Source organism: Pelomonas parva (genome assembly GCF_043555835.1).
GTDB classification, from domain to species: Bacteria; Pseudomonadota; Gammaproteobacteria; order Burkholderiales; family Burkholderiaceae_C; genus Pelomonas; species Pelomonas parva.
Genome location: NZ_JBIGHV010000001.1, coordinates 914,552 through 940,872, shown reverse-complemented (window position 1 = coordinate 940,872; position 26,321 = coordinate 914,552). Strand labels below are relative to the sequence as shown.

Here is a 26,321-nt window from a genome sequence, read left to right as displayed (position 1 = left end):
GTACTCGGGCCGAGCGCCGGGCCGCTCCCAAGCCGGCCCGACTCGGCGATGTGCTTGCGGCTCAACGCCGCAAGCATCGCCGTCCCCACGGGGGACCGACTAGGCGCGCCCGCGTTCAGCGGCGCGGGACTGGGCGAGGGGCACTTTCACTTCAGTCGGCCCAGACGACCGTGCCCGTCCACCATGTCGCCAGCACGACCAGGCCGAAGACGATGCGGTAGTACGCGAAGATCTTGAAGTCGTGGCTGGACACGTAGCGGATCAGCCAGCGGATGCACAGCAGCGCGCTGAAGAACGCGAACACCAGGCCGACGGCGAACATCGGCACATCGGCCCAGTCCAGCGCGTCGCGCTGCTTCAGCACCGAGTAGGCGCCGGCGCCCATCAGCGTCGGGATGCCCAGGTAGAAGCTGAACTCCGCCGCCGCCTTGCGTGACATGCCCAGCACGACGCCGCCGATGATGGTGGCGCCCGAGCGGCTGGTGCCGGGGATCATGGCCAGGCATTGCAGCAGGCCGATCTTCAGCGCATCCACCGGCTTCATGTCGTCGACGGTCTCGATGCGGGCCTTGCGGCCGCCCTGCATGTCCATCGCTCCGTACAGGCGTTTGTGGCGTGCCTCCACCCACAGGATGATGAAGCCGCCGACGATGAAGGCCAGCGCCACCGGCACCGGGTGGAACAGATGCGCCTTGATGTACTTGCCGAAGGCCAGCCCCAGCACGACGGCCGGGATGAAGGCGATCAGCACATTGAGCGCGAAGCGCTGCGCCTGCGGCTCGTGGGTGATGCCCCTGACCGTGTTGGCCAGGCGCTCGCGGTACTCCCAGACGACGGCGAACATCGCGCCCGTCTGCACCGCGATCTCGAACACCTTGGCCTTCTCGCCGACGAAGTTCAGCAGCGAGCCGGCGAGGATCAGGTGCCCCGTGGACGAGATCGGCAGGAATTCCGTCAACCCTTCGACGATGCCCATGATGGCGGCTTTGATCAGCAGGATGACGTCCACGTAAAAGGCTCCGAAGGCTAGGGATGCAAAGGGCGGCGCAGTGTAGCGAGGCCCCGTTGCACAACTCGTGCCCGAGCTTGCCGCCGGCCGGCGCGGTGGCTACATTAATGACCCTTCGGTCATTAACTATGCCGCCCTTGGTCACAGCCGCCCCCCGTCAACGCCGCAAGGACGCCCGTCCGCAGGAGCTGCTGGACGCGGCGCTGGCGTTGTTCGTCGAGAAGGGCTTTGCCGCGACGCGCAGCGAGGAGGTGGCCGCGCGTGCCGGCGTCGCCAAGGGCACGCTGTACCGCTACTACCCGAGCAAGGACGAGCTGTTCAAAGCCATGGTGCGGGAGAACCTGTCGGTGCACATCGCCGAGTCCGCCGCGCTGGCCGCGCAGCACGAGGGCCCCATCGCCGGGCTGATGCGGCAGATGATGCAGGCTTGGTGGGCCAAGGTCGGCCACGGCAAGGCGGGTGGCGTCTGCAAGATCATGATGATCGAGGCGCGCAACTTCCCCGAGCTGGCCGCGTTCTACATCGACGAGGTCATCGAGCCGTCCCAGCGGCTCATCGGCGGCCTCATCGAGCGCGGCATGCGCAGTGGCGAGTTCCGCGCCGTGCCCATCGAGGCGACCGTTCACCTGCTGATCGCGCCCATGCTGCACATGCTGCTGCAGGAGCACTCGTTTGGCGACCAGGGTCTGTGCCACCGCACGATGAGCGCCGAGGAGTTGCTGGACGCGCAGATGTCGCTGCTGCTGCACGGCCTGCTGGCTTGAGAAGCTGTGAACAGGCTCCTCACGCCCGCTCATTCCTCCGCAACGCCGCCACTCTGCGTTGCAAATGCTCGCCGTAGCCGAGCTACGACTCCGCTTTGCGCCTTGATTGGCGACGCTGCGGCGGTCTGCTCGGTCGCGCCGGGCCTGTTCGCAGCTTCTGGCACCTAGAATTTTGGTTTTTACCGCCGTACCCCGCCCGGAGAACAAGATGAACCTGGAACAAGCCCGCTTCAACATGGTCGAGCAGCAGATCCGCCCCTGGGACGTGCTGGACACGAGCGTGCTGGAACTGCTGCACGTCGTGCACCGCGAGGACTTCGTGCCCGAGGCGCACCGGCACCAGGCCTTCGTCGACGTCGAGCTGCCGCTGACCGCCACGCGCCGCATGCTGGCGCCCAAGGTCGAGGCGCGGCTGCTGCAGGAGCTGAAGGTGCAGCGCCACGAGAAGGTGCTGGAGATCGGCGCCGCCACCGGTCACCTGGCCGCGCTGCTGGGCCACAAGGCGCAGCGCGTCATCGCCGTCGAGGCCGACACCGGCCTGGCCGCCCAGGCCACGGCCAATCTGCGCCGCGCCGGCGTGCTGAACGTCAGCGTGCTGAACCAGGACGGCGCCGCCGGTCTGGCCGCCGAGGAGCCCTTCGACGTCATCCTGCTGTCGGGCTCGGTCGCCTCGGTGCCGCAGGCGCTGCTGAACCAGCTCAAGGTGGGTGGCCGCCTGGCGGCCATCGTTGGTGGCGAGCCGGTCATGCGCGCCGTGCTCATCACGCGCACCGGCGCGAGTGATTTCCGCCGCGTCGAGCTGTTCGACACGGTGGCCGGCCGCCTGCCCGGGTTTGCCGAGGCGCCTGCGTTCAGCTTCTGACTCGTGGACGCCGCCCGTCGCCGCCAGATGCCGCTTGCCGCCTTCAAGGGGCAACTCGTCACATGGCTTCAGTCACCGGCGGGCTTTGCGTCTATAACCCCGGCCGCTGCTTAAAACATTGCTCCAGCCAAGGAATCCCATGCCCCTCGTCAAAGCCCAACGCCTGATCCTGCAACCGTTGGCCCTGGCCGCCAGCCTTCTGCTGGCCGGCGCGGCCCAGGCCCAGAGCCTGCAGGAGCTGTACGACGCGGCGCGGGGCTATGACGCGACCTATCTGTCGACCCGCGCCAACGCCGAGGCCGCTGCCGCCCGCGCGGCCCAGGCCGAGGCGCTGACCCGGCCGTCGCTGGGCCTGTCGGCCTCCGCCACCCAGGCGCGCTCGGAGCCGCCGAACGGCGGCGGCGTCAACAACCGCACGCTGGCGGCGGGCCTGCAGGGCCGGTACTCGGTCTACAACGCGGCCAACCTGCCCACCATCGACAAGGCTCGTCGCGGCCTCGCCGCCGCCCAGGCAGACCTGGAGAGCGCCGAGCAAGACCTCATCGTGCGCCTGGCCACGGCTTATTTCGATGTGCTGGCGGCCAAGGATGCGTTGACCACCTCGCAGGCCAACAAGGCCGGCATCGCCGAGCAGCTGGCCTCGGCCAAGCGCAACTTCGAAGTCGGCACGGCCACCATCACCGACACGCGTGAAGCCCAGGCCCGATACGACCTGGCCGTGGCCCAGGAGCTGGCGGCGGACAACGACTTGCGCGTCAAGCGCGTGACGCTGGATCAGTTCGTCGGCCGCGTCGGCGTCGAGCCCAAGGGCCTGGCCCAGCCGGTGGCGCTGCCGGCCCTGCCCAGCACCAATGTCGACACCTGGGTGGCCACCGCCGACGAGCAGCACCCGGTCGTGCGCAAGGCCCGCCTGGGCCTGGAAGTGGCGCAGCTGGACACGCAGATCGCCCGTGCCGGCCAGCGGCCGACGCTGGACGCCAACGCGACGCTGGGCGGCCAGAACCTGCACAACAACCTGACCGGCATTGCCGCGCAGTCGTCGGGCGTGGGCACGTCCAAGACGGCCAGCATCGGCCTGACGCTGAGCTACCCGCTCTACACCGGCGGCCTGACGCAGAACCGCATCAAGGAAACCCTGGTGCTGGAAGACAAGGCCCGCAACGACCTCGACTTCGCGCGCCGCGCCGTCTCCGAGGCCACGCGCCGCGCGTTCTTCGGCGTGCAGTCGCTGAAGGCCCAGGTGGCCGCCTACGAGGCCGCCGAGTCGTCCACCAAGCTGGCGCTGGAAGCCACGCAGCTGGGCTACAAGGTCGGCGTGCGCGTCAACCTGGACGTGCTGAACGCCCAGACCCAGCTCTACTCCACCCAGCGCGACCTGGCCAAGGCGCGCTACGACGTGGTCGTCAACAGCCTCAAGCTGCGCCAGGCCTCGGGCCAGCTGCGCGCCGAGGACGTGAACGCGGTCAACACGCTGCTGGTCAAGTAGGCACCCGACCGGCCGCCCCGAACCCCGCTGCGGCGGGGTTTCTCATGCCTTGCCCAGCACGTTGAGCGGAATCTTCAGGTAGCTGACGCCGTCGTCCTCGGCCGGCGGCAGCTGGCCGGCGCGGATGTTGACCTGGATGGACGGCAGGATCAGCGTGGGCACATCCAGCGTGGCGTCGCGCGCCTGACGCATCTGGACGAACTCCGCCTCGCTGACGCCATCGCGCACATGGATGTTGCCGGCCCGCTGCGCGGCCACCGTCGTTTCCCAGGCGGGCGTGCGGCCATTGGGCGGGTAGTCGTGGCAGACGTACATGCGCGTCTCGGGCGGCAGCGCCAGGATGCGCTGCGCCGAGCGGTACAGCGTGTGCGCGTCGCCACCGGGGAAGTCGGCCCGCGCCGTGCCGACGTCGGGCATGAAGAGCGTGTCGCCCACGAACACCGCGCCGTCGACGACATAGGCCATGTCGGCCGGCGTGTGTCCGGGCACCAGCAGCGCCCGCACCTCGACCGTGCCGATGTGGAACACCTCGCCGTCCTTGAAGAGGTGGTCGAACTGCGCGCCATCGGGCAGGAAGCCGCGCTCCAGGTTGTAGAGCTTCTTGAAGGTCGCCTGCACCTCGCGGATGTGCTCGCCGATGGCGATGCGGCCGCCGACCTTGCCCTGCAGGTAGCGGGCGCTGGACAGGTGGTCGGCATGGGCGTGCGTCTCCAGAATCCACTGCACCTGGAGGCCGTGCTCCGCGATGTAGGCGAGCAGTTTGTCGGCCTGGACGGTGCTGGTGCGACCTGACTTGAAGTCGAAGTCCAGCACGGGGTCGACGATGGCCGCGCATCGGCTGGCGTTGTCGACGATGACGTAGGAGACGGTCCAGGTCTTGTCGTCGAAGAAGGCTTGCACGGTGGTTCTGGCGGCCATGTGGGACCCCTTTCTGAACAGTATGTTGACTGACATTATATTTGTGAATATAGTGAAGTCAACTTGATGGAGCGACACATGCCCACCACCGTCATCGACCCCGAAGTTTTGCGCCAGGCGGCCGGCCAGGCCGTCAGCGCCTTGAAGGTGCTGGCCAACGAGGAACGCCTGCTGCTGCTGTGCCAGCTGTCGCAGGGCGAGATGTCCGTCGGCGACCTGGAAGCCGTGCTCGGCATCCGCCAGCCGACCTTGTCGCAGCAACTGGGCGTGCTGCGCGGCGAGGGCGTGGTGGACACCCGCCGCGACGGCAAGCGCATCTTCTACAGCATCGCCGACGCGAGGCTGCTGCAGGTGCTGGCTGTTTTGTACGACCTTTACTGCCCGAGAGACTGAATGATGAACATCGACTGGAACTCCTTCACCCCGCTGGCCTCGCTGGCGGGCGGCGCGCTCATCGGCCTGGCGGCGGCGCTGTTCGTGCTGTTCAACGGTCGCATCGCCGGCATCAGCGGCGTGCTGGGCGGGCTGCTGAGGCCGGTCCGGGGCGACCTGGGCTGGCGCGTCGCCTTCATCGGCGGGATCGTCATCGCGCCCTGGGTCTACCTGTTGTTCACGGCCTGGCCCGTGCCCCGCATCGATGCGGGCTGGACGGTGCTGGTGCTGGCCGGCTTGCTGGTGGGCGTGGGCACGCGCTACGGCTCCGGCTGCACCAGCGGCCATGGCGTCTGCGGCATGTCGCGGCTGTCACCGCGCTCGCTGGTCGCCACCCTCGCTTTCATGGGCGCGGGCTTCGTCACCGTGTTCGTGTTGCGTCACCTCGTCGCTGCTTAAGGAGCCGTCATGCCCATCCTCACCTCACTTCTCGCCGGCCTGGTGTTCGGCCTCGGCCTCATCCTCTCGGGCATGGCCGACCCGGCCAAGGTGCTGGGCTTCCTGGACCTGGCCGGCCCCTGGGACCCGTCGCTCGCCCTGGTCATGGTCGGCGCCATTGCCGTGGGCCTGATCGCGTTTGCGCTCGTCAAGCGGCGGGACACGACGCTGCTGGGCCTGGCCTTCAAGCTGCCAACTGCCAGTCACATCGATGGCCGGCTGGTTGGCGGCAGCCTGATGTTCGGCGCCGGCTGGGGCCTGGCCGGCTTCTGCCCGGGGCCGGCGCTGGTGGCGCTGGGGATGGGCGAGATCAAGGCCGTGGTGTTCGTCGCGGCGATGCTGGCGGGCATGGGCGTGTTCGAACTGCTTGAGCGGCGCTGAGCCATGAGCGTCGACTGGACCTGGGCCAGCGTCGGCGCGACGTTGGCGGTGCTCGGTCTGTACGAGGCCTTGCTGTTGCTGCTGCGGCGGTGGCGGCCGCAGCGGCTGGCCTCGGCCCGCCATGCCGGGCTGCGCGAGGAGTGGTTCCGCGTCGTCTCCGCGCACAAGGGCTCGGAGGTGCTGGCGGTGCAGACGCTGCGCAACTCGCTGATGTCGGCCACCATGCTGGCCTCCACGGCGGCGCTGGCGCTGATGGGGACGGTCACGCTCGCCGCACCGTCGCTGCACGACGACCTCGCCAGCCTCAGCCCGCGCCTGGTGCTGGAACTGGCGCTGCTGGTGCTGCTGTTCGCCTCGCTGGTGTCGACCGTCATGGCGGTGCGCTTTTACAACCACGCCGGTTTCATCGGCGGCATGCCGGTCGAGTCGGAAGCGCGAGCGCGGTGGACGGCGGCGGGCGTGCGCTACGTGCGGCGGGCCGGCGTGCTGTACGGCGTGGGCCTGCGCCAGCTGGTGCTGGTCGTGCCGGTCGTGTCGGCCATGCTGCTCTCGGCCTCTGGCCCGGTGGCGGCGCTGCTCGTGGTGGCGGTGCTGTACTCGCTGGACCGATTCAACGACGAGGGTGCGGAGGGCTGACGCAAAGAGGCTTCAAAATCCGCGCCCATGCTGTTCCTGCTTTCGCCCGCCAAGTCGCTCGACTACGACACCCCCACGCCGCCCGAACTCAGCGCCGCGCTGACCCGCCCGCAGTTCCTGGCCGACACCGCCGCGCTGATAGCCGTGTTGCGCACCAAGACCGTCGCCGACGTTCGCGAGCTGATGGACTTGTCCGAGCCGCTGGCCCAGCTCAATGTCGACCGCTACGCCGCCTGGCGCCCGCGCTTCACCGATCACAACAGCAAGCCGGCCGTGCTGGCCTTCAACGGTGATGTCTACGACGGGCTGGACGCCAAGACGCTGAGCACCGATGACATCGCCTGGGCGCAGGCGCACGTGCGCATGCTGTCGGGCCTGTACGGCATCCTGCGCCCGCTGGACCGCATGCAGCCTTATCGCCTGGAGATGGGAACGCGCCTGGCGACGGACGCTGGCAGCAGCCTCTACGACTGGTGGGGCGACCGCTTGGCGCTGCACCTGAACAAGCTGGCCAAGGCGGAGAAAGTGCCAGTCATCGTCAATCTCGCGTCGCAGGAATACTTTCGCGCCGCCGACCGCAAGGCGCTCAAGCCCCGCGTCGTCGACTGTCAGTTCGAGGACTGGAAGAACGGCGACTACAAGATCATCAGCTTCTTCGCCAAGCGCGCCCGGGGCCTGATGGCGCGCTTTGCCATCCAGCAACGCCTGGAGACGCCGGACGGTCTCAAAGCCTTCAACCTGGACGGCTATCGTTGGGCACCCGAGGTGTCTTCGCCCGAACGTCTGGTTTTTCGCCGTAAACCATGAGCCAACAAGTCATCACCCCCGAGCTGTGCGAGTGGATCGCCGAGCAGACCCGCGCCGGCCATGCGTCCGAGAGCATCCTGGCGGCCATGCTGGGCAGCGGCTGGGACGAGACCATCGCCCGCCAGGCGCTAGCGCGCACGCTGGGCCAGGCGGCCACGCTGACGCCGCCGCCCGGCGCGGTGGTGGGGCTGCCCGAGCCCGAGCTGAGCCGGTTCGCGCCGATCCTTCATGCCGGTGACCGCCCCGTCAAGATCCTGATGGCGCTGCGCCAGCCGCGTGTCGTCGTCTTCGGCGACCTGCTGAGTGAGGCCGAATGCGACGGCATCGTCGCGCTGGCGACCAAGCGGCTGGCGCGCTCGGAGACCGTGGCCACCGCCGCCGACGGCAGCGAGGTGAATGCCGCGCGCACCAGCGACGGCATGTTCTTCGAGCGCTGCGAGACCGACCTGATCCGCCGCGTCGAGTCGCGCATCGCCACGCTGCTGCGCTGGCCGCTGGACCATGGCGAGGGCCTGCAGGTGCTGCGCTACCGCCCGGGCGCCGAGTACCAGCCGCACTACGACTACTTCGAGCCCGGCCACGTCAGCACGCCCAACATCCTCAAGCGCGGCGGCCAGCGCGTCGGCACGCTGGTCATGTACCTGAACACGCCGGTGGCCGGTGGCTCGACGATCTTCCCGGACATCGGCCTGGACGTCGCGCCCGTGAAGGGCAACGCCGTGTTCTTCAGCTACGACCGGCCGCACCCGTCCACGCAGACGCTGCATGGCGGCTCGCCCGTCATCGAGGGCGAGAAATGGGTGGCGACCAAGTGGCTGCGCCAGGGCGTGTTCACCTGATCAGGCCGTGAGTGCAATCAGGGCGCCCAGGATCGCCACAACGCCGCCCAGCAGCACGAAGTAGAAGAAGCTGAGCAGCACGCCGCGCCACGTTGCGCCGAACCAGCCCAGGCCGTACACACGCCGCATCGCCACCAGGCCGTGGCCGAAGACGGCGAACAGCATCAGCCCCTCCAGCCCAGCTGACATCGCCAGCAGCAGGGCGAGGAACCACAGGCTGTGGCTATGCAGCGAGAACACGAAGTGCTCGGCATAGCGTCGGCCGCTGCCGGCGAACATCAGCAGCAGCAGCGCCGCGAAGATGGGCTGCATGGCCAGCATCGCGTAGGGCGCCAGCGCGCGGGCGCGGGCCTTCCACTGCTCGAAGCTCATCGCCTCGGCCTTGTTGAACACACCGGTCAACCAACGCTGGGTGCGGCTGCAGGTCTCGGGCCGCGCCAGGTCGCAGGTTCCGAGCTTGGTGCTGACCTTGACACCGCTGCTCGGGGCGCTGGCACCCTGGGCGACACCGGCGGGGTCTGCTTCGATGACTTTTGTCGGCCCTTGCGACAGCAGCGCCGCGCCAATGAAGAAGAGGAAGCTCGCGCTCAGATAGACCCGCAGCGGCAGCACATAGCGCCGCCGCCGGCCATGGAAGTAGGCGTTCGTCAGGTGCCCCGGCAGGCACACCAGCGCCCACAGCGTGCGCCACAGCGGGCCGTCGAAGGCGACATAGTGGCCCAGGTACTCGGTGAACATCTCGCGCACCGACGGTGGGTGCAGGTCGGTCTCCTGGCCGCAGTGGCCGCAATAGGCGGGGCGCGGCGTGGCCAGCGTGAAGTGGCAGTTGCGGCAATAGGGCAGGGCGGGCGCGTGCCCGTGTGTGTGCTCTTGGCTCATGCAGAAAGCAGCTTGTGGATCAGGTCGGGCGTGCCGGCCGCCTGGTACTTCTTGATCAGCCGCGCGCGGTAGACATCCACCGTGCGGGGACTCAGCCCCAGGCGGCGGCCGATGAGCTTGCTGGTCAGGCCGTCGATGAGCAGGGCGGCGATCTCGCGCTCGCGCGGCGTCAGCTCGGCCGTCAGGCCACGCCGGGCGGACAAGTCCTCGAAGCTCCAGATGCCGCGCGCATGCGGGTCCTTGGGGTCCAGCGCGCGGCCGATGACGTGGCACCAGAACAGGCTGCCGTCGCAGCGCTTCATGACGCGGTCGTCGCCGTAGTAGCCGCGCGAGTCCAGGCTGGCGACGATGCGGTCGCCGGTGCGCTCGAACTCGTCGTGCGACGGGTAGAGCTGCTCGAAGCTGTGGCCCACCAGCTGCTCGCGCCGCGCGCCGAAGATGGCTAGCACCTGCTGGTTGCAGTCGCGCACGATGCGCTGCTCGGACAGGATCAGGCCGACGGGGGCCAGGTCGAAGGCGAGGCGGTAGTCGGGCATCAGGGGAGAAAAACGATGCGCAGCGACGCATCGACGAGCGACAGCGGCAAGTAGCCGATGGCGCCAGCATGGCGCTGCAGGTGGGCCTTGATGGCGTCGGCGCCGGCCAGCTCCGGCGGCGCGCGGCGGCGGCCGCCGAACTGTTGGGCGGCCCAGGCGCTGCGGTATTCGGCGGCGGGGCGGCGCAGCACGCTGCTGAAGAACTGCTCGCGTTCGGCGCCGGCATTGGCCATGACCGGCTCGGGCGCGCTGCCGTCGCGCAGGCGCTGGCGCTGGCCGAGGAACAGCTCGGCCAGCGTCTGGCGCGTGATGCCGCGCAGGGAGCTGTTCACCGAGACGACGACCGCCAGCGGCGCGCCCACGTGCGCGGCCCACAGTTGCTGCGCGCGGCCGCTTGCCTGCAATTGCTCGATGGCGGCGATGAGCTGGCGCGCCTCCACGCGGCCACGCGCCGACACCACGCAGCGGTACGGCCGGTTGCCGAGCTGCAGCCGCCAGGGTGCGAGGCCTTCGATGGGTTCGCGGCTGGTGTACCAGCTCGCCGTCGGCTGGTTGCTGACGCCGTAGGGGTGGCGGCTCAGCGCCAGCTTGCGCAGCAGCTTCTCGTCGCTGGGCGCTTCGTCGCGCCGCAGCCGGCCGTCGGCGAACGCCGGCTCCAGCGCGGCATGGGCCTGGCCTTGCACGGTGCCCACGGTGCTGCCGGCCGGCAACTGCTCGATGCTGTCGGGCGCCTGCGTGGCCTCGTGGCCCAGCAGCAGGTCTTGCGTCTCGAACAGCACCGGGCCGGGCAGGGCGGCGTCGCGCCGCGCCAGCGTGACATTGCAGGCCAGGTCGGCCTCGCCTGCGGCCAGCGCCACGTCCACGCGCGGTCGCGGCAGCGCGATCAGCTCCACGCCCAGCCGCAGCTGATCGGCAATCGCCTTCGCCAGCTCCACGTCGAAGCCGCCCACCGGCTGCGTGTCGCGCCAGATGACGAAGGGCGGGCTCAGCGACTGCGGGAGGGCGACGCGCAGCTTCTCCTGCGCGAGCGCGGGCCCGGCCAGCAGCAGGACGCAGAGGGAGACGGCGCGTTTGAGCATGGCGGTCAGAAGACAAAGTCCAGGCTGACGCTGAGCAGGTTGACGCGGCCATCCCAGCCCGCCGAGCCTTCGAGTAGCACGATCTCGTCGCTGCGCGGCGTGCGCGTGTCGCGCGTGGAGCGCCAGTGCTCGGCCTGCAGCTTCAGCGCGGCGCGTTCGTGCACGTCCCAGCGCAAGCCCAGCAGCGCGATCTGCCGGTCATGGCGGGCCTGCAGGCGGCTGTCCAGCGCGGTGATGCCGCCTGCGGCATTGGGCGGTGTGCCGGCCGCGACCTGCAGGCCCAGCGGCGCCTCGCGGTAGCGCGTGCCGCCGACGGCGGCGAACGGCGTCAACGCGCCCCAGCGGTGCGACAGCAGCGCATACCAGCCGTCCGCCGACGGCGTGACCACCGAGTTGCTGTTGCGGCGCAGAACTTCCATGTCCAGCGTCCACGGGCCCCAGGCCAGCGTCTGGCCGACGGTGAGGCGGTCCACGACGATGCCTTGTGTCTTGAGCCGGTCGTCGAAGACCGCCGCGCAGTTCAGGCAGGGCCCGCCGGGCTGGCGCAGCGAGGCGCCGAGCGCTTCGAGCGGCGAATTCAGCAGGTCCAGCCCGCCGCGCGAGAAGCCGGCCCGCAGCGTGGCGGGGCCGACCTGCCAGCGCGCCGCCAGGCTGTAGAGGCTGCGGCCCACCGCGCGGCCGGAGTTGGTGCGGAGGTCGAGACGGCCCCAGGCCAGGTCCACGAGCAGGCTGCCGCCGGCCACATCGCCGTTCCAGCTCAGCGTGGCACCGTCGACGGGTGTGTTGGAGATCAACTCGTAGACGGTGGACACGGGCCGCACCGTGACGCGCGCCAGGCCGACGCTGCGAGTCTCGGAATGCTGCTGCAGCGGCTGTGGCTGCCGGCCCACGCGCAGGCTCCAGGCGGGCGACATCGTCCAGCCGAGGTAGAGCCATTCGGTGCGCGGCTGCCAGCGGCGGTCCACCTCGTCGGCGGCCTGCAGCTGCCAGACGGCCTGCACCGAGTCGTTGATCAGCCAGCGCACCTGCGCGCCGAGCACGGAGTCGCCATCCCAGCGCCAGTCGCCGTTCCTGGACGACTCGACGACGAAGCGGCGCGGACGCACGGCCGCCGTGGCGTCGTCGCCCCGGTAGGCCGACAGCGTGCCGAAGCCGCTGAACTCCAGCTCGCCTGCTGTTGCGGGCAGGCCGGCCAGAAAAAGGCAGCTCGCCGAGATCCAGCGCCAGGCCGACATGCGGGCTTCCTCGGGTCCAAAGGGATTAGGCGATTCTACGTAACGCCATACGTAGGCCGGCGCAGCTACGCTCTGCGCCTTCCCGAGGTTCAGATGGAGACAAGGGCATGAACAAGGTTTACCCGAGCGCTGCGGAAGCGCTGCGCGGCGTCGTGGCGGATGGGCAGTTGCTGGCCGTCGGCGGCTTCGGCCTGTGCGGCATCCCCGAGGCGCTGATCGCGGCGCTGCGCGACAGCGGCAAGAAGGACTTGACGGTCATCTCCAACAACGCCGGCGTCGACGGTTTCGGCCTCGGCCAACTGCTGGAGACGCGCCAGATCAGGAAGATGATTTCCAGCTACGTCGGCGAGAACAAGGAGTTCGAGCGCCAGTTCCTGGCCAAGGAGCTGGAGCTGGAGTTCACGCCGCAGGGGACTCTCGCCGAGAAGCTGCGCGCCGGTGGCGCGGGCATCCCGGCCTTCTACGTGCGCACCGGCGTGGGCACGCTGATCGCCGAGGGCAAGGAGACGCGCGAGTTCGATGGCGAGACCTACATCATGGAGCGGGCGCTGATGCCCGATGTGTCGCTGGTCAAGGCCTACAAGGCCGACAAGAGCGGCAACCTCGTGTTCCGGCGCACCGCGCGCAACTTCAACCCGGCCGTGGCGATGGCGGGCAAGCTGACGGTGGTGGAAGTCGAGCAGATCGTCGAGACCGGCGAGATCGACCCGGACAGCGTGCACCTGCCGGGCATCTACGTGCACCGCATCGTCCTCAATGCGAACCCAGAAAAGCGCATTGAAAAGAAAACCCTGACGCCCAAGACGGAGGCCTGACATGCCCTGGACCCAAGACCAGATGGCCGCCCGCGCGGCCCAGGAGCTGGAAGACGGCTTCTACGTGAACCTCGGCATCGGCATCCCGACGCTGGTGGCCAACCATGTGCCGGCAGACAAGGAAGTCTGGCTGCAGAGCGAGAACGGCATGCTGGGCATCGGCCCCTTCCCGACCGAGGACGAGGTCGACGCCGACCTCATCAACGCCGGCAAGCAGACCGTCACCACCATTGCCGGCTCCAGCATCTTCGGCAGCCACGAGAGCTTCGCGATGATCCGCGGCGGCAAGATCAACCTCAGCATCCTCGGCGCCATGCAGGTCAGCGCCAACGGCGACCTGGCCAACTGGATGATCCCCGGCAAGATGGTCAAGGGCATGGGTGGCGCCATGGACCTGGTGGCCGGCGTCAAGCGCGTCATCGTGCTGATGGAGCACGTCGCGAAGAAGAAGGACGGCACGGAAGACCTCAAGATCATCCCGAAGTGCACGCTGCCGCTGACCGGCGTGGGCGTGGTGGACCGGGTCATCACGGACCTCGGCGTTTTCGATGTCGTGCCCGAAGGCCTCAAGCTCGTCGAGCTGGCCGAGGGCGTGACGCGGGAGTTCGCGCAGAGCAAGACGGGGGTTCCGCTGCTCTGACTTGTTTCACTCGGTAAGCGCGAGGGCGTTTGTCACGGTGGAGCCGTGACGGGTGCGCCGGAGCGTGCGGGGTTGGCGATCATCCGCGCCGCATAGCCTCCGGACGCTCCATGCCTGAATTGCTCACCGCTCCCCCCGGCCCTGCCGAAGACACACCCGCGCCGCTGGCTCCGATCGCCGCCGCGCTGGCCGCCGCCACGCTGCTGAGCGCCTGCGGCGGCGGTGGTGGTGGCGCAGAGGGCGGCGCCGCACCCGGCCCCGGTACAGCCGCCGCGCCGCCTCCACCACCCCCGCCCACCGACGCCGAGGGCGCCCGTTTCCTCGCCCAGGCCGGCTTTGCCGCGCCCACGGCCGACATCGCCACCGTCAAGTCCGGCGGTTATGCCGCCTGGCTGGATGCGCAGTTCGCGCTGCCGGTCAGCGCGGGTCATTTCGACTGGATGGTGGAGCGCGGCTACGCGGTGGAGGCCAACCGCAACAGCTTCAACGGGTTGGACAACTCGATCTGGCGCAAGCTGATGTCCGCCCCCGACACGCTGCGCCAGCGCGTCGTGCTGGCGCTGTCGGAGATCTTCGTCGTGTCGATGACCGGGCTGCCGGTGCAGTGGCGCGGCCTGATGGGCGCGGCCTATGTGGACCTGCTGGAGCAGCATGCCTTCGGCAACTTCCGCGCGCTGCTGGAGGCGGTGACGCTGTCGCCCGCGATGGGGGTCTACCTGAACATGCGCGGCAACCAGAAGGAAGACACGCGCACCGGCCGCGTGCCCGACGAGAACTATGCGCGCGAGGTCATGCAGCTGTTCACCATCGGCCTGGTGCAGCTCAACGCCGACGGCTCGTCCAAGCTGGGCAGCGACGGCAAGCCGCTGGAGACCTACACCCAGGCCCAGATCACCGAGCTGGCGCGCGTCTTCACCGGCTGGGACTACGACGGCAGCAGTGCCACCGACCCGGCCTATGTGAAGAAGCCGATGGTGAACACCGCCTCACGCTTCGCCACCGGCGCGAAGAAGGTGCTGGGCGTGGACATCCCCGCCACCGCCGACGGCGCCGCCGCCATGAAGACGGCCATGGACACGCTGGCCGAGCATGCCAACGTGGGCCCCTTCATCGGCCGGCAACTGATCCAGCGGCTGGTGGCCTCCCACCCCAGCCCGGCCTATGTGGCCCGCGTGGCGGCCGTGTGGGCCAACAACGGCGCCGGCGTGCGCGGCGACCTGAAGGCCGTCGTGCGCGCCGTGCTGCTGGACCCCGAGGCCCGCACCGCCTCCACGGCGCCCTCCGCCGGCAAGCTGCGCGAGCCGGTACTGCGGCTGGTGCAGTGGGCGCGCAGCTTCAACGCCGCGTCGCCCACCGGCCTGTGGAACATCGGCGATACCACCAACCCCGCCACGCGCCTGGGCCAGAGCCCGCTGCGCAGCGGCTCGGTGTTCAACTTCTTCCGCCCCGGCTATGTGCCGCCAGGCTCCACGCTGGGCACCAATGCCATCACGGCGCCCGAGTTCCAGCTCTGCAACGAGAGCACGGCGGCGGGCTATCTCAACTTCCTGCAGACGGCCATCGCCAGCGGCATCGGCGAAGTCAAGGCCAGCTACACGGCCGAGCTGGCGCTGGTGGCCGATCCGCCCGCGCTGGTGGCCAACCTGGCGCTGCGCCTGGGCGGCGGCGGCATCTCGGCGGCGACCGAGTCGGTCGTCGCCACAGCCATCGCCACCATCACCGCCACGACCGACGCCGGCAAGCTCAACCGCGTCTACGCCGCCATCCTGATGCTGATGGCCTGTCCCGAATACCTGGTGCAGAAATGACCCACCCCCTACGCGCTTCGCGCGCCCCCTCAAGGGGGCACTGCCAGTGGCCTGGCAAAGCCAGTTCCACGGCAGTCGCTGGGTTTTCGTTGGATACGCGGCCGAGCGAATGTCGTTTGGCCCGAGGAGTGCTTTTGTGCGTGTGAACAAACTCCCCGAACTGCAGCGCCGCGAGTTCCTGCGCCGCGCCTCCGCCGTCGGCATCGCCGGCACCGCCGCGCCCTGGGCGCTGTCGCTGGCCGGCATCGGCGAGGCCGCTGCGGCCACCACGCCGGGCGACTACAAGGCGCTGGTCTGCCTCTTCATGTACGGCGGCAACGACTATGGCAACACGCTGGTGCCGTACGACGCGACCAACCACGCCGCCTACGCCGGCATCCGCCAGGCGTTGACCATCCCGCGCGACGCGCTGGCCGCCACCGCGCTGCCCGCGGGCACCGACGGCCGCCAGATGGCGCTGGCGCCGCAACTCGGCAAGCTCAAGGGCCTGTGGGATGCCGGCAAGCTGGCCGTGCAGCTCAACGTGGGCACGCTGGTGCAGCCCACCACGCTGGCCCAGTACAAGGCCAGGAGCGTGCCGCTGCCGCCCAAGCTGTTCTCGCACAACGACCAGCAATCCGTCTGGCAGGCCAGCTCGCCCGAGGGTGCCACGTCGGGCTGGGGCGGGCGGCTGGGCGACCTCTTCATGGGCGGCAACGGCACGTCCACCTTCACCTGCATCAACGTGTCGGGCAACGCCGTCTACATGGCCGGCAAGCAGGCGGTGCAGTACCAGGTGTCCACCAGCGGCGCCGTGCCCATCAATGGCATCACCAAGTCGCTGTACGGCTCGGCCGCCTGCTCCACGGCGCTGCGCTCCCTCATCACGGCGGACCGCGCGCACTGGATGGAGGCCGAGCTGACCCGTGTCGTCAAGCGCTCCGCCGACGCGCAGGCCACGCTGAGCACGGCGCTGGCCGGCGTGCCTGCGTTCGGCACCACGTTCGAGACGACCAGCCTCTCCACCCAACTGCAGATGGTCGCCAAGCTCATCGCCGCGCGCCAGGCGCTGGGCGCCACGCGGCAGGTGTACTTCGTGTCCATCGGCGGCTTCGACCTGCACGACCTGCTGGCCACCCAGCACCCGCTGCTGATGACGCAGGTCAACGACGCGATGGCCAGCTTCTATGCCGCCACGGTGGAGCTGGGAGTGGCCGACCAGGTCACCACCTTCACCGCCAGCGACTTCGGCCGCACGCTGACCAGCAACGGCGACGGCAGCGACCACGGCTGGGGCAGCCACCACTTCGTCATGGGTGGCGCGGTCAAGGGTGGGCGCTACTACGGCGCGCTGCCGTCGGTCAGCGTCAACGGGCCGGACGACGTGGGGCAGGGGCGGCTGCTGCCGACGACCTCGGTGGACCAGTTGGCCGCGACGCTGGCGACGTGGATGGGGGTGTCGGCGACGGATCTGCCGATGGTGCTGCCGCAGATTGGCAATTACAGCCAAAAGGACCTGGGCTACTTCTGACGTTCATCTGGAGCAGGATTCCCGCGAAGTCATTTGCGGTTTCCTGTGGCGGCCGAAGTCGCGCACGGCTCGTGCACCGACGTGCCGCCGGTCAAGAAGCGCCGAGGCTGGCGCAGCAGGCAGCAACGGGGCCCTCGGGCCTTTTTTTGTTTGTGGGCTGATGGCGCCTTCACGAGCGCTTGGCCCCTGGCGGTTCGAACTCGGCGCCGTTGCATCAGAATGCGCCCAAATTGGCTTTGTCAACGACCGATCAGCTCATCAATAAAGGGCCATGGACATGCGATCCAGCAGAAGAAATTTTGTCGTCAGCTCCGGTTTGACAGCAGCGCTTGCAGGCCAAGTGAAGTTCATGGCCTTGGCAGCCGCCGCTGAAAGAACTGGACTGAAGGAGGCGTACAGAGACCGCTTTTTGATCGGCGCCGCCATCAATACTTCCATTGCCAGCGGTAAACACCCGGACATCACCGAAATCATCCAGCGAGATTTCAGTTCTGTAACGCCTGAGAACTCGATGAAGTGGGGTTCTGTGAGGGCCGCAGATGGCGGTTGGAAGTGGGAGGAAGCAGACCACTTCATGAACTTCGCCGCCCAACACAATTTGCATGCCGTTGGGCACACGCTGGCTTGGCACGGGCAAACGCCAGATTCCGTTTTCAAGAATGCAAAAGGCGACTACATCAAGCCCGCCGAATTGACCAAGAAGATGGAGGAGCACATCACCACCATCGTGGGGCGTTACAAAGGAAAACTTCACGCGTGGGATGCCGTCAACGAAGCGGTTGGTGACGACAACCAGATGCGCAAGAGCCACTACTTCAATATCTTGGGCGAGCAGTTCATCGACAAGGCGTTTCATCTGGCGCACGAGGTCGATCCCAAGGCGCACTTGATGTACAACGACTACAACATCGAAAGAGGTGGGAAGCGTGAAGCCTGCGCTGAATTGCTGAAGCGCCTGAAAAAGCGCGGTGTGCCCGTGCAGGGCATTGGCATTCAGGCCCATGTCGCAGTGGATGGCCCGAGCATTTCAGATATCGAGAAGAGCATCGTGGCCTATGCCGACCTGGGTTTGCGCGTGCACTTCACCGAGTTGGATGTCGATGTGCTGCCCCAGGTCTGGAATCTGCCGGTCGCGGAGATTTCTACCCGTTTTGAGTACAAGCCCGAGCGCGACCCGTTCAAGAGCGGTTTGACCAAAGAAGCGAACGACAAACTGAGTAGCCGCTATGAAGAGCTGTTCAAGCTGTTCATCAAGCACAAAGACAAGATCGATCGAGTGACGTTGTGGGGTGTCAGCGACGACGCCTCTTGGCTGAACGATTTTCCGATCAGGGGCCGGACTGCTTATCCCTTGCTGTTTGATCGAAAACGTCAACCCAAGGATGCTTACCGCAGGGTTCTGGCGCTGTAGTTTGTCGGCAGCTCAGATAGATTTCGAGCACCGTGCATGCGCTGCCTAAGATGCCGCGCATGCACCTGACGCCTTTCCTGATTGGCATGCTCGCCGTCGCTGGGGCCGTGGCCCAGCCCGTCGAGCAGCCGGAAGCGGCCACCAGCCGGACCGCCAAGCGGGTCGGCCTGACAACGCCGGCCCAACGTTTCGCCGTCACCGCCGCCAACCCGCTGGCCGCCCAGGCCGGCCTGGAGATCCTGCGCGCCGGGGGCTCGGCCGTCGACGCCACCGTCGCCGTGCAGGCCGTTCTGAGCCTCGTGGAGCCGCAGTCCAGCGGCATTGCCGGCGGCGCCTTCCTGATGCACTGGGACGGCCGGCAGGTGCAGACGCTGGATGGCCGCGAGACCGCGCCAGCGGCCGCCACACCCGAGCTGTTCCTCAAGCCCGACGGCAAGCCGATGGCGATGCGCGACGCGGTGCTGAGCGGCTTGTCCACCGGCGTGCCCGGCGTGCTGGCCATGCTGGCCGAGGCGCACCGCCAGCACGGGCAATTGCCCTGGGCGCGGCTGTTCGAGCCGGCCATTGCGCTGGCCGAGCAGGGCTTTGCGATCAGCCCGCGGCTGTTCGAGCTGGCCTCCAACGAGACGGCGCTGCGCAGCGATCCGCAGGCCGGGCCGTATTTCTTCGACGCGGCCGGCGCGCCCAAGCCCGTGGGCACGGTGCTGAAGAACCCCGCCTACGCGGCCGTGCTGCGCGGCATCGCGAAGCAGGGCGCAGCAGGCTTCTACGCGGGGCCGGTGGCCGAGGACATTGCCCTCCGCGTGAAGGGCCACGCCCGGCCCGGCCTGCTGACCACCGCCGACCTGGCCGGCTACAAGCCCGTGCAGCGCCCGCCGCTGTGCAATGAATGGCGCCGCTACCGCGTCTGCGGCTTCGGCCCGCCGACCTCGGGCCACCTGACGCTGATGCAGATCCTTGGCCTGCTCGACACGCAGCCCCGGGCCGTCGCCGCGCAGCGCATCACGGCCGACTGGATGCACGCCTATGCCGAGTCCGCCAAGCTGGCCTTCGCCGACCGCGCGCAGTTCATCGCCGACCCGGCCTTCGTCAGCGCGCCGGGGGGTGCCTGGCTCAATCTGCTGGCGCCCGCCTATCTCAAGGACCGCGCGGCGTTGATCGGCGGGCGCGCGATGGCACCTGCCAAGGCGGGCGACCCCGGCGCCGTCAGGCAAGCCCTGGCACCGCAGGCCGAGCAGCTGGAAGCCGGCACCAGCCAGATCAGCGTCGTCGATGCGCAGGGCAGGGCGGTGGCGATGACCAGCAGCGTCGAGTCGGCCTTCGGCAACCGCGTCATGAGCGACGGCGGCACGGGGCTGGCCGGCGGCTTCATGCTCAACAACCAGCTGACCGATTTCTCGCTGAACCCCGTGGGCGCCGACGGCAAGCCGGTGGCCAACCGCGTGGAGGCGGGCAAGCGCCCGCGCTCCAGCATGGCGCCCACGCTGGTCTTTGATCGCGACGGCAAGCTCCTCATGGTGGCCGGCTCGCCGGGTGGGCCGGTCATCATTCACTACGTCGCCAAGGTGCTGACCGGCGCGCTGGCCTGGGGCCTGCCGGTGCAGCAGGCGGTGGACCTGCCCAACTTCGGCCACTTCAACAGCGGCTCGCTGATCGTCGAGCGCAGCGCGCTGACGGCCGCCCAGCTCGCCGACCTGCGCGGCCGAGGCCACACTGTCATCGAGACCGACCTGACCAGCGGCCTGCAGGTGCTGCTGCGCACGCCGGTCGGCTGGGTGGGCGGCGCGGACCCGCGCCGGGAAGGCGTCGTGCTGGGGGAGTAGCCCCGCTAACCCTTGAGCCGGTTGCCGGCCCACCGCTCCTGCGCATTCAGCAGATGCGTGCGCATCGCCGCCTGCGCGGCCAGCGGGTCCTGGGCTTCCAGCGCATTGAGGATGCGCTCATGCTCGATCAGCGCGTCTCCCCAGTTCTGGTGCGTGTCGGCCAGCGCGCTGAGCTGCAGCGACATGGGGCTGTAGCGGCCGTTGAACAGCTCGCTCACCATGCGCTCCAGCACCGTGTTGCCGACCAGCGCCGCCACGGCGAGGTGGAAGCGCCGGTCGGCGTCCAGCGCCGGCCGGCCGGCCTGCATGGCCTCGCGCATCGCCTCCAGTGCCTCGCGCACCGCCGCCAGGCCGGCCGATGTGGCGCGCGCGCAGGCTTGCGGCATGAGGCCACCCTCCAGCACCACGCGCGCCTGCATCAGCTCCAGCGGGCTCTCGCCCAGGGCGGCCGTGGGCTCGCTGTCGCCGCTGCCGCGCACATAGATGCCGGCACCCATGCGCACCTCCACGCAACCGGCAATCTCCAGCGCGATCAGCGCCTCGCGCACCGATGGCCGCGACACGCCGAGCTGGATGGCCAGCTCGCGCTCGGGCGGCAGGCGGCTGCCCAGGCTGTAGTGGCCCTGGCGGATCTGCTCGCGCAGCTGGTCCGCAATCTGGTGGTACAGGCGGCGCGAGTCGGCGCCTTTGAGCTGTTCGATCATGGTGGGATTGTGGCGGGCGCCGGTCTGACCAATCATCCAAAAATTGCCCAATCGGGTTTGTACGGTAAGGCCAATTTCGGCGACGAACCTAGAATGGCGCCGTGGAAACGTTGACATCATCCCAGCTTGCGGGTCTGACCGGCAAAACCGTCCTCATCACCGCCGCCGCCCAGGGTATTGGTCGGGCCAGTTCTCTGGCCTGTCTGACCGCCGGGGCCGACGTGATCGCGACGGACATCCAGACCGAGGGCCTTGAAAGCCTGATCGCCGAGGCCGGCCCCGGCGCCCGCCTCCGCACCGCGCGGTTGGATGTGCGCGACACGGCTGGCGTCAATGCGCTGGCTGCTGCGCTGCCGCCGCTGCACGGCCTGTTCAACTGCGCCGGCTTTGTTCACCACGGCAGCGTGCTGGACTGCGACGAAGCGGCCTGGGACTTCAGCGTGGACTTGAATGTGAAGAGCATGCTGCGCATGCTGCGCGCCTTCCTGCCCGGCATGCTGGCTGAAGGCCAGCGCACGGGCGCCGGCGCGGCGGTGCTGAACATGGCGTCCATGGCGTCGTCGATCAAGGGCTTCCCGAACCGCTTCGCCTACTGCACGACCAAGGCAGCCGTCATCGGCCTGACCAAGTCGGTCGCGGCCGACTACGTCAAGCAAGGCCTGCGCTGCAATGCGCTGTGCCCCGGCACGGTGGACACGCCCTCGCTGCGCGGCCGCATCGCGGCAGCTGCGGACCCCGTTCAGGCCGAGAAGGACTTCATCGCCCGCCAGCCGATGGGGCGGCTGGCCACGGTGGACGACATCGCGCCGCTGGTGGTCTTCCTGCTCAGCGATGCATCGCGCTTCATCACCGGCCAGGCGGTCAGCGTCGACGGCGGCGTCACGATCTGATGTCTGCCGAGGCGAGCCAGCCGCTGCTGCAGGCCTGCGGCCTGTCCAAGGCCTTCGCCAGCGTGACGGTGCTGCAAGGCATTTCCTTCGACGTGAAGGCCGGCGAAGTGCACGCGCTGATGGGCGAGAACGGCGCGGGCAAGTCCACGCTGATGAAGATCCTGGCCGGCGTGCACCAGGCCGACGCGGGCGAGGTGCTGCTGGACGGCCGTCCCGTGCGCCCCGGCAGCCCGCGCGAGGCGCAGGACCTGGGCATAGCGCTGATCCACCAGGAGCTGCAGCTGATGCCCGACCTCAGCGCGGCGGCCAATGTCTTCATCGGCCGGGAGCCGCGTCGGGCCGGCTGGCTGCTGGACCACACGCGGCAGCTGGCCGACACGCGCATCCTGTTCGAGCGCCTGGGCCTCAAGCTCGACCCGCGCCGCGAGGTCGGCCGCTTGAGCGTCGCCCAGCAGCAGATGGTGGAGATCGCCAAGGCGTTGTCGCTGAACGCGCGAGTCCTCATCATGGACGAGCCCACCGCCGCGCTGAACCCGGAAGAAGTGACAGAGCTGTTCCGCGTCGTGCGGCAGCTGCGCGCCGACGGCGTGGGCATCGTCTACATCTCGCACAAGATGGACGAACTGCAGCGCATTGCCGACCGCGTCACCGTGCTGCGCGACGGCCGGCACATCGCCACGCTGGCGATGGCCGGCGCCGACATGGATGAACTCATCCACCTGATGGTGGGCCGCGAGCTGCAGCAGACGGCCCACGCCACGCCCGACCTCAGCGCCGCGCCCGTCGTGCTGGAGGCCCGCCACCTGAGCCGAGGCCGCGCCGTGCGCGGCGCGTCCTTCACGCTGCGCCGTGGCGAGATCCTGGGCTTCGCCGGCCTGATGGGTGCCGGCCGCACGGAGCTGGCCCGCCTCGTCTTCGGCGCCGACCGGCGCGACGGTGGCGAGGTGTTCGTCAACGGCAAGCCCGCCGACATCCGCAGCCCGGCCGATGCGGTGGCACACGGCATCGCCTATCTGTCCGAGGACCGCAAGGGCCTGGGCCTGGCGACGGGCCTGGACGTGGAGGCCAACCTGCTGATGCCCAGTCTGGCCCGCTTCACCGGCGCGTTAGGCCATATCGACCGCCGCGCCGGTCAGACGGCTGCACAGCAATTCGTCGAGCGCCTGGGCATCAAGACGCCGTCGCTCGGTCAGACCGTGGCGCGCCTGTCCGGCGGCAACCAGCAGAAGATCGCGCTCGCCAAATGGCTGCTGCGCGAGGGCGACATCCTCATCGTCGACGAGCCCACGCGAGGCATCGACGTGGGCGCCAAGGGCGAGATCCACCGCCTGCTGCGCGAGCTGGCCGCCAGCGGCAAGGCGCTCATCGTCATCTCCTCCGAGCTGCCCGAACTGCTGGGCCTGGCCCACCGCATCCTCGTCATGTGCGAGGGCCGCATCAGCGGCGAACTGCCTGCCGCCGAGGCCACGCAAGAAGCGTTGATGGCTCTGGCCACAAGGCAGCAATTCGAGGCCGTCCAATGAAATTCGAAGACGACCACAGAGGCACAGAGACACAGAGCGAACACAGAGTTTTTCTCTGTGCCTCCGTGCCTCTGTGGTTGCATTTCAATTGACTGCGATGACCCGACTCTCCTTCTCCCCCGCCGCACTACAACGCCTGCTCGCCTTCGCCGGTCTCGTCGCGCTGATGCTCGTCTTCAGCATCGCGTCCGATAACTTCCTGCAGACCGACAACCTCGTCAGCATCCTGCAGGCCACGGCCGTCAACGGCGTGCTGGCCATCGCCTGCACGCTGGTCATCGTCAGCGGCGGCATCGACCTGTCGGTGGGTTGCCTGATGACCTTCTGCGCCGTCGTCACCGGCGTCGTGCTGACGAACTGGGGCATGCCGCTGCCGCTGGGTATCCTCGCCGCGATTGCGACCGGCGCAGTCTGCGGCGCCCTGTCCGGCTGGCTGGTCGCGCAACTGCGCGTGCCGCCCTTCATCGCCACGCTCGGCATGATGATGCTGCTCAAGGGCCTGGCCCTCGTCATCTCGGGCAGCAAGCCGATCTACTTCCTGGACACGCCGGGCTTCGAGGCGATTGCGCAGGACTCGTTGTTGGGCGCGGTCCTGCCCGCGCTGCCGATTCCCAACTCGGTGCTCATCCTGTTTGCGGTGGCCATCGTCGCCAGCTGGCTGCTGAGCCAGACGCTGTTCGGCCGCTATGCCTTCGCACTCGGCAGCAACGAGGAGGCCGCTCGGCTGTCGGGCCTGCAGGTCAAGCGCTGGAAAGTGGCCGTCTACGCGGTGGGCGGCGCCATCTGCGGCATTGCCGGGCTGTTGATCGCGTCGCGGCTCAACTCGGCGCAGCCGGCGCTGGGTCAGGGCTACGAGCTGGACGCCATCGCCGCCGTCGTCATCGGCGGCACGTCGCTGGTCGGCGGTCGCGGCTCCGTGCTCGGCACGTTGATCGGCGCCTTCATCATGAGCGTGCTGGCCAACGGCCTGCGCATCCTCAACGTGCCGCAGGAATGGCAGACGGCGCTGACCGGCATCATCATCGTGCTGGCGGTGTATCTGGACATCCTCAGGCGCGGGAAGGACTGATCACATGAAGACCACGCCACTGTTCGCTCTGCTGCTGAGCCTGGCCGGCCCTGTCGCAGCGGCCTGCCCGGAAGACGACGGCTTCAGGAAACTGGCCTCGTTCGAGCGGCTCTACCTTGGCGAGACCCATGGCACCGCCGAAGTGCCGCAGCTCGTGCAATGTCTTGTGGAGAAGGCCATCGCCGCCCAGCCTGACAGGCTCGCCGTGTCGCTGGAGATGCCCGAGGAGGCGCGCCGGCCAGACAGCCTGTTCTGGAAGAACCAAGACGGCCGCGCCTCGCAGGCGATGTGGCGGCTGCACCAGTGGCTGCTGACGCAGCAGACGGCCGGCACGCTGAAGCTGGATTACCACCAGCCCACGACCCACTACCCCAATCAGGCCGACTACGAGAAAGCCGGCGGCCAGGCGCTGAACGCGTTGATGCGCAAGCACGCCCGGGTCATCGTGCTCGGTGGCAGCTTCCACAGCCGGCGGGAGGCCTTCGACTGGATGCCGGGCGTCGCGCCTATGGGCAGCTATGTCGGTGAGGGGACGGTGCACGTCGAGGTACATGCGCGGCAGGGAGGCTCGGCCTGGCAGTGCAGAAGTACGGCGCCTGCGGGCAGTTCGCCGCCGCCGCCGATCTGTGCTGAACATGCCGTCCCTCCGCTGCCTCTACCGCCCGGCGACGCCGGCGACCTCAGGGACGGGAGGAAGCTCGGACACGACTATGTCTACCTGCTGAAGTCCTTCATGGCATCGCCACCGCACCAGCCCCAATGAACCCGACCAGAGACACCCCATCATGCGCCGCCGCCTCCTGCTGACCGCCGCCCTGCTCACCGCCGCCACCGCCCAGGCGCAGCAGCCCACGGTCTACATCCCCCTCATCTCCAAAGGCTTCCAGCACCAGTTCTGGCAGGCCGTGAAGGCCGGCGCCGAGCAGGCGGGCAAGGACTACAAGGTGCGGGTCACCTTCGAGGGCCCCGAGAGCGAGGCCATGGTAGACAAGCAGATCGACATGCTCGCTGCCGCACTCGCCAAGAAGCCCCAGGCCATCGCCATCGCCGCGCTGGACAGCAAGGCGACCATCCCGCTGCTGCGCAAGGCGCAGGCCGCCAAGATCCCCGTCATCGCCTTCGACTCGGGTGTGGACAGCCCCATTCCGCTGACGACGGCGTCGACGGACAACCGCGCCGCCGCCGCACTCGCCGCCGACAAGCTGGCCGCGCTGATCGGCGGCGAAGGCGAGGTGGCCGTCGTGGGCCATGACCAGACCAGCCGCACCGGCATCGAGCGCGTCGAGGGCTTCGTGAACCGGCTCAAGGCAGCTCACCCCAAGGTGCGCGTCGTCACCGTGCAATACGGCGGCGGCGATCACCTGAAGTCCACCGACGTCGCCAAGTCCATGCTGCAAGGCAACCCGAAGTTGAAGGCACTGTTCGGCACCAACGAGGGTTCGGCCATCGGCATCGTCAACGCCGTGCGCGAGATGAAGCGGGCCAACGTCACCGTCGTCGGCTTCGACTCCGGCAAGCAGCAGAAGGACGCCATCGCCAGCGGCGCGATGGCCGGCGCCATCACGCAGAACCCCGTGGGCATCGGCTACCGCACGGTGGAAGCCGCCGTGAAGGCGCTCAAGGGCGAGGCCCTGCCCAAGGCCATCGACACCGGCTACTACTGGTACGACAAGACCAACCTGCGCGATCCCAAGATCGCGGCTGTCCTTTACGACTGAGCACCTCAGCCACTTTCAATCACCAATGCAACCACAGAGTCACAGAGTCACAGAGCGAACACGGAGCCTTTCTCTGTGGCTCAGTGCCTCTGTGGTTGCATTTCTCTTC

General features: G+C 68.6%; 27 protein-coding genes. 20 read left to right on the top strand and 7 right to left on the bottom strand.

Going from position 1 to position 26,321, the window contains the following annotated elements; all coding sequences use genetic code 11:
- Positions 1-151: 151 nt before the first annotated feature.
- A complete protein-coding gene (locus tag ACG00Y_RS03925) occupies positions 152-1,009 on the bottom strand; it encodes an undecaprenyl-diphosphate phosphatase (RefSeq protein WP_394476149.1) in 858 nt (285 codons plus the stop codon).
- A 128-nt stretch (positions 1,010-1,137) separates the two neighbouring features.
- Between ACG00Y_RS03925 and ACG00Y_RS03920 the strand changes: the two genes are divergently transcribed.
- From ACG00Y_RS03920 to ACG00Y_RS03910, 3 genes are all read left to right on the top strand, one after another.
- A complete protein-coding gene (locus ACG00Y_RS03920; RefSeq protein WP_394476147.1) occupies positions 1,138-1,773 on the top strand; it encodes a TetR/AcrR family transcriptional regulator in 636 nt (211 codons plus the stop codon).
- A gap of 208 nt (positions 1,774-1,981) precedes the next feature.
- A complete protein-coding gene (locus ACG00Y_RS03915) occupies positions 1,982-2,635 on the top strand; it encodes a protein-L-isoaspartate O-methyltransferase family protein (protein WP_394476145.1) in 654 nt (217 codons plus the stop codon).
- 139 nt (positions 2,636-2,774) lie between these two features.
- On the top strand, positions 2,775-4,121 hold the full coding sequence (locus ACG00Y_RS03910; protein ID WP_394476144.1) for a TolC family outer membrane protein: 1,347 nt from the start codon (positions 2,775-2,777) through the stop codon (positions 4,119-4,121).
- Between the two features lie 42 nt (positions 4,122-4,163).
- On the opposite strand, the gene ACG00Y_RS03905 is transcribed toward ACG00Y_RS03910, so the two are convergent.
- Positions 4,164-5,039, bottom strand: coding sequence for an MBL fold metallo-hydrolase (locus ACG00Y_RS03905; RefSeq protein ID WP_394476142.1), 876 nt, complete (start codon positions 5,037-5,039; stop codon positions 4,164-4,166).
- Positions 5,040-5,117: 78 nt separating this feature from the next.
- On the opposite strand from ACG00Y_RS03905, the gene ACG00Y_RS03900 reads away from it, so the two are divergent.
- The 6 genes from ACG00Y_RS03900 to ACG00Y_RS03875 are packed head-to-tail and all read left to right on the top strand — an operon-like array spanning position 5,118 to position 8,572.
- Positions 5,118-5,432 (top strand): metalloregulator ArsR/SmtB family transcription factor, encoded by a 315-nt coding sequence (locus ACG00Y_RS03900; protein ID WP_394476140.1) that lies wholly within the window; start codon positions 5,118-5,120, stop codon positions 5,430-5,432.
- A gap of 3 nt (positions 5,433-5,435) precedes the next feature.
- A complete protein-coding gene (locus tag ACG00Y_RS03895; protein WP_394476138.1) occupies positions 5,436-5,870 on the top strand; it encodes a YeeE/YedE family protein in 435 nt (144 codons plus the stop codon).
- Positions 5,871-5,879: 9 nt separating this feature from the next.
- Entirely contained in the window at positions 5,880-6,290 is a 411-nt protein-coding gene (locus ACG00Y_RS03890) for a DUF6691 family protein (RefSeq protein WP_394476136.1), read from the top strand.
- Between the two features lie 3 nt (positions 6,291-6,293).
- On the top strand, positions 6,294-6,926 hold the full coding sequence (locus ACG00Y_RS03885; RefSeq protein WP_394476134.1) for a DUF599 family protein: 633 nt from the start codon (positions 6,294-6,296) through the stop codon (positions 6,924-6,926).
- Between the two features lie 27 nt (positions 6,927-6,953).
- Positions 6,954-7,733, top strand: a complete 780-nt coding sequence (yaaA, locus tag ACG00Y_RS03880; RefSeq protein ID WP_394476132.1) for a peroxide stress protein YaaA — start codon at positions 6,954-6,956, stop codon at positions 7,731-7,733.
- A complete protein-coding gene (locus ACG00Y_RS03875) occupies positions 7,730-8,572 on the top strand; it encodes a 2OG-Fe(II) oxygenase (RefSeq protein ID WP_394476130.1) in 843 nt (280 codons plus the stop codon). The genes yaaA and ACG00Y_RS03875 overlap by 4 nt, the downstream gene beginning before the upstream one ends.
- On the opposite strand, the gene ACG00Y_RS03870 is transcribed toward ACG00Y_RS03875, so the two are convergent.
- From ACG00Y_RS03870 to ACG00Y_RS03855, 4 genes are read right to left on the bottom strand one after another with little or no spacing between them, the layout of a single operon-like run.
- Positions 8,573-9,451, bottom strand: coding sequence for a DUF3667 domain-containing protein (locus ACG00Y_RS03870; protein ID WP_394476128.1), 879 nt, complete (start codon positions 9,449-9,451; stop codon positions 8,573-8,575).
- A complete protein-coding gene (locus tag ACG00Y_RS03865) occupies positions 9,448-9,987 on the bottom strand; it encodes a LuxR C-terminal-related transcriptional regulator (protein WP_394476126.1) in 540 nt (179 codons plus the stop codon). Before ACG00Y_RS03865 ends, ACG00Y_RS03870 begins: the two co-directional genes overlap by 4 nt.
- Complete coding sequence (locus ACG00Y_RS03860; protein ID WP_394476124.1) at positions 9,987-11,066, bottom strand: substrate-binding periplasmic protein; 1,080 nt, start codon at positions 11,064-11,066, stop codon at positions 9,987-9,989. Before ACG00Y_RS03860 ends, ACG00Y_RS03865 begins: the two co-directional genes overlap by 1 nt.
- Positions 11,067-11,071: 5 nt before the next feature.
- On the bottom strand, positions 11,072-12,301 hold the full coding sequence (locus ACG00Y_RS03855) for a hypothetical protein (protein WP_394476122.1): 1,230 nt from the start codon (positions 12,299-12,301) through the stop codon (positions 11,072-11,074).
- Between the two features lie 107 nt (positions 12,302-12,408).
- Here ACG00Y_RS03855 and ACG00Y_RS03850 point away from each other — a divergent pair, with 107 nt between their 5' ends.
- The 6 genes from ACG00Y_RS03850 (at position 12,409) to ACG00Y_RS03825 (ending at position 20,308) form a co-directional block, all read left to right on the top strand.
- Positions 12,409-13,116 (top strand): CoA transferase subunit A, encoded by a 708-nt coding sequence (locus ACG00Y_RS03850; RefSeq protein WP_394476120.1) that lies wholly within the window; start codon positions 12,409-12,411, stop codon positions 13,114-13,116.
- Position 13,117: 1 nt separating this feature from the next.
- The gene (locus tag ACG00Y_RS03845) at positions 13,118-13,756 is read left to right on the top strand and encodes a 3-oxoacid CoA-transferase subunit B (protein WP_394476118.1); all 639 of its coding nucleotides are present in this window, start codon (positions 13,118-13,120) and stop codon (positions 13,754-13,756) included.
- Between the two features lie 110 nt (positions 13,757-13,866).
- Positions 13,867-15,564, top strand: coding sequence for a DUF1800 domain-containing protein (locus ACG00Y_RS03840; RefSeq protein WP_394476116.1), 1,698 nt, complete (start codon positions 13,867-13,869; stop codon positions 15,562-15,564).
- 136 nt (positions 15,565-15,700) lie between these two features.
- Positions 15,701-17,074, top strand: a complete 1,374-nt coding sequence (locus ACG00Y_RS03835; RefSeq protein WP_394476114.1) for a DUF1501 domain-containing protein — start codon at positions 15,701-15,703, stop codon at positions 17,072-17,074.
- Positions 17,075-17,345: 271 nt separating this feature from the next.
- On the top strand, positions 17,346-18,485 hold the full coding sequence (locus tag ACG00Y_RS03830) for an endo-1,4-beta-xylanase (protein WP_394476112.1): 1,140 nt from the start codon (positions 17,346-17,348) through the stop codon (positions 18,483-18,485).
- A gap of 59 nt (positions 18,486-18,544) precedes the next feature.
- Positions 18,545-20,308 (top strand): gamma-glutamyltransferase family protein, encoded by a 1,764-nt coding sequence (locus ACG00Y_RS03825; protein ID WP_394476110.1) that lies wholly within the window; start codon positions 18,545-18,547, stop codon positions 20,306-20,308.
- Positions 20,309-20,313: 5 nt separating this feature from the next.
- Here the strand turns inward: ACG00Y_RS03825 and ACG00Y_RS03820 are convergent, their stop codons facing one another.
- Positions 20,314-21,012 (bottom strand): FadR/GntR family transcriptional regulator, encoded by a 699-nt coding sequence (locus ACG00Y_RS03820; RefSeq protein WP_394476108.1) that lies wholly within the window; start codon positions 21,010-21,012, stop codon positions 20,314-20,316.
- A 101-nt stretch (positions 21,013-21,113) separates the two neighbouring features.
- On the opposite strand from ACG00Y_RS03820, the gene ACG00Y_RS03815 reads away from it, so the two are divergent.
- The 5 genes from ACG00Y_RS03815 to ACG00Y_RS03795 all read left to right on the top strand — a co-directional run bounded on the left by ACG00Y_RS03815 (position 21,114) and on the right by ACG00Y_RS03795 (position 26,212).
- Positions 21,114-21,902 (top strand): SDR family oxidoreductase, encoded by a 789-nt coding sequence (locus ACG00Y_RS03815; RefSeq protein ID WP_394476106.1) that lies wholly within the window; start codon positions 21,114-21,116, stop codon positions 21,900-21,902.
- Positions 21,902-23,425: a sugar ABC transporter ATP-binding protein gene (locus ACG00Y_RS03810; RefSeq protein WP_394476104.1), complete on the top strand. Its 1,524-nt coding sequence runs from the start codon at positions 21,902-21,904 to the stop codon at positions 23,423-23,425. The genes ACG00Y_RS03815 and ACG00Y_RS03810 overlap by 1 nt, the downstream gene beginning before the upstream one ends.
- Before the next feature lie 97 nt (positions 23,426-23,522).
- Positions 23,523-24,494: an ABC transporter permease gene (locus ACG00Y_RS03805; RefSeq protein ID WP_394476102.1), complete on the top strand. Its 972-nt coding sequence runs from the start codon at positions 23,523-23,525 to the stop codon at positions 24,492-24,494.
- 4 nt (positions 24,495-24,498) lie between these two features.
- Positions 24,499-25,257 carry a hypothetical protein gene (locus tag ACG00Y_RS03800; RefSeq protein ID WP_394476100.1) on the top strand — a complete coding sequence of 253 codons (759 nt, stop codon included), beginning with the start codon at positions 24,499-24,501 and terminating at the stop codon, positions 25,255-25,257.
- Between the two features lie 22 nt (positions 25,258-25,279).
- On the top strand, positions 25,280-26,212 hold the full coding sequence (locus ACG00Y_RS03795; protein WP_394476098.1) for an ABC transporter substrate-binding protein: 933 nt from the start codon (positions 25,280-25,282) through the stop codon (positions 26,210-26,212).
- The last annotated feature ends 109 nt before the right edge of the window (positions 26,213-26,321 follow it).